The sequence below is a fragment of the Arthrobacter sp. C152 genome, from assembly GCF_054890965.1.
Map to the genome: position 1 here is coordinate 1 of NZ_JBTZSU010000077.1, position 2,976 is coordinate 2,976.

General features: G+C 60.3%; 2 protein-coding genes and 1 pseudogene. All 3 read right to left on the minus strand.

Annotated features, from left to right (window positions below; all coding sequences use genetic code 11):
* A pseudogene (locus ACYSM9_RS21710) lies at positions 1-215 on the minus strand (urocanate hydratase); the annotation flags it as partial.
* A gap of 150 nt (positions 216-365) precedes the next feature.
* Entirely contained in the window at positions 366-1,556 is a 1,191-nt protein-coding gene (locus ACYSM9_RS21715; protein ID WP_461859016.1) for an acyl-CoA dehydrogenase family protein, read from the minus strand.
* Between the two features lie 1,022 nt (positions 1,557-2,578).
* Positions 2,579-2,976 (minus strand): glucose-6-phosphate dehydrogenase assembly protein OpcA (locus tag ACYSM9_RS21720; protein ID WP_461859017.1); only part of this gene is annotated, 398 nt, incomplete at its 5' end.

Sequence of the window (2,976 nt, forward strand, 5' to 3'; positions counted from 1 at the left end):
GCATCGAACGCGGCCCAGGAGCGGACGGCGCGGCCGGTGCCGCCGTAGACCACCAGGTCATCCGGGCGTTCGGCGACCTCGGGGTCCAGGTTGTTCATCAGCATGCGCAGGGGCGCCTCGGTCTGCCAGGACTTTGCGGTGAGCTCGGTGCCGCGGGCTGCTTTGACCGGGCGGGCACTGGTGGTGAAATCGGCGGAGTTCTGGGTGATTGACACTGTTTTCTTCCTTGCTTTGTTTGAAAGCTGCCATAAAAGGCGGCAGCTTACGGTTGGAACGCCTGCTTCCATGGAAGCTTCCACGTGTTTCCGGGGATAGTTGGGGAGTTGGTTGACTGTCCGGTATACGGGACGCTTCAGGGCGTGGGCTTAGGTGAAGGCGGCGATGCCAGTTATCGCTCGGCCAGCGACCAAGGTGTTGATCTCGTAGGTGCCTTCGTAGGTGTAAATGGCTTCGGCATCGCAGAAGATTTTCCCGATTTCGTAGTCCACGGCTACACCGTTGCCGCCTAGGACACTCCGACCCATCGCGACAGTTTCGCGCATCCTTTTCGTTGTGAAGGCCTTAGCCATGGCGGAGTGTTCATTCTTGACCGTGCCCGCGTCTTCGAGCTGGGCGAGGCGGACCATCATTCCCATCGAGCTCATTGCATTGCTGAGCATCGTCACGAGTTGTTCCTGAATGAGCTGGTAGCTGGCGATGGGCTTACCAAACTGGTGCCGCTCCACAGCGTACTTCCGTGCTACGTCGAACGCGGCCATCTGCAGCCCCACCGCCTGCCAGCCCACGGTGGCGCGGGTGGATTTGAGTACCTTGTTGGTGTCGCGGAAGCTGTTAGCCCCTACAAGTTTGAAGGCGTGAGGCACGACAACGTTGTCCAGCACGATGTCGGCGTTTTGTACGGCTCGCACGGCGATGCGGTTGGGGATCAGTGTGGCCGTGAAGCCCGGGAGGTGTGTTTCCACCAGGAACCCCTTGACCTGTCCGTCCTCTTCATCCTTGGCCCAGACAATGACGTAGTCGGAAAAGGTTGAGTTGCCGATCCAGCGTTTTTCGCCGTTGAGGATCCAGTTCTCTCCCTCTCTGCGGGCGGTCGTGCGGGTACCACCGGCGACGTCGGAACCGGCGAGGGGCTCGGTGATCGCGAAGACGCCGGTCTTGCGGAGCGCGTAGATATCCGGCAGCCAAGCCGACTTTTGTTCCTCCGACGCGAGCAGTTCGATGGTGCCGGTAAACAGGCCGTCGTGTCCGCTGAAAAAGGTACCAAAGGAAGCGTCCACCCGGTGGATAGCGGCAGTAAGCAACCCCGCGAACAGGTGCGAGTGGCCCTGCCGCCGTACCGGACTGATAATGTCCAGATCCGCAACCTTGGGGATGAGGTGCCTGGGAAATTCACTGCGGTTCCAATGGTCCGCTGCGATCGGTCGGACCTCGGCGTCAAGCCACTCCCGGATCGTTTGCAGGCGCATGCGTTCCTCCGAGGGCAGGAGTGCTTCGTAGTCGAAGAAGTCTGCCGTAGGGTACGGCATGTCGGTGCTTTGCGGGGCAGGGTTGCCCATAGCGGTACCTCCTGGAGTTGAGTCTTGAATGCGGGCTCTCCGAGCTTTCTCGCCGGCTTCCACCCTCTTTTCGACCATAGCTCGACGTAGTTCCGAAGAATGAGCTGAATCACAGTTTTTGGCTCAGCGTCCGGCCCACCGGACAGATCAAGGGCAGGTTGCCGCTGAGACATGGCTCATGCTCCGATGGAAAGGACTCCTACGGGACGAGTTCGGTACAAAAGGAATACGCAATGCAAGCAATGAGGTGCGGCCGTTAACCAGAAGGGTCAGGACTGGAGCGCTCTGGGGCCCATTGACTTCATCCCCGAACGGGAGATGGCACGGTTTCGTGTGCCATGAATAATTCATGCTCTGGTTTGGTGCGAACATGCGGAGCACGAGGCTCGTTATCTAACGAAGGAAGTATGCGAAGTCCACGGCTCAGCAGAGGGCGGCGACTCCTTGAGCTTTTGGGAGGCTTGGGAATGTAAGCGACACACGGCTGAGGTCATGCTGAGCAGGAACACCCCTGTTATCGGTGGATGTTGAACACTGGCCTGACACTGAACGTGTGTGCTCGTCCTTCCCGCCTACTGACCACACTGCAGCAACGTATGTGCCCCCACTGCGGGTACACCCTGGAGATTCTTGGCCTGTGACAAAGGTATGGATAGGGTCAGCGTCCTTAACCCTCGCCACCGACACGGTCTACTTCTGCGACCCGGAGTTCCGGGCAGCACGGCTCGAACGGGAACAGCAGGGACTGTTCCGCGGCTACCCTCCTCCAAGTGCAGACCTCTCCGCTTATGCGCCCGAAGCCGGTGAACACGTCGCCTCGGATCTAAACGGCCGCCACGCAAAGCGCTCGGATGGAAGACGCCGGCTAAGCGCTTAAGTGGACTACTAACAACACCAAGAAGCCGCCCTGTTTGCTCAGGGGCCTCGCCGGGGGCTGCGCTCAGATGGGTTCCAGCCGAGGCCCGGTACGGCAGTTTCGGGGCGGTGTTTCCTCGCTCTGTCATCCCCATGTACCTCGTACATCAGCTCAGTCTCGATAGAGAGCACTCGAAGACTTCGTCGGGGTCGAGGCGGCGGAGTTCTTCCGCGAGGCAGTCACGAATGCTGGGCCGCGGCAGGGAGACACGCTGTATCGGTTGCCCTGGAAGGCTGAGTTCAGCAACGGAAATTCCTGATCGGAGAAGCTGGATCCCGCCGTTGGCCAGGGTGAAGCTCACTCGGCTCAGACCTGATCCTGCCGGTCCTGCAAACCTCTTCACAGGCACGTCCAACGCGAAGTTGAGCCATGCCGCCATCAGCAGTGGGCTGGGGGAATCCGCGACTCCTTCAACCTCTGCGGCCAGCGCCGATGACGGGTCCATCTGATCCAGTGCGGCGGCGAGTTGGATGCGCCAGTTGGTCAGGCGGGTCCAGGCGAGGT

Coding starts and splice junctions, on each gene's coding strand:
- ACYSM9_RS21715 (WP_461859016.1), bottom strand. CDS start 1,556: ATGGGCAACCCTGCCCCGCAAAGCACCGACATGCCGTACCCTACGGCA.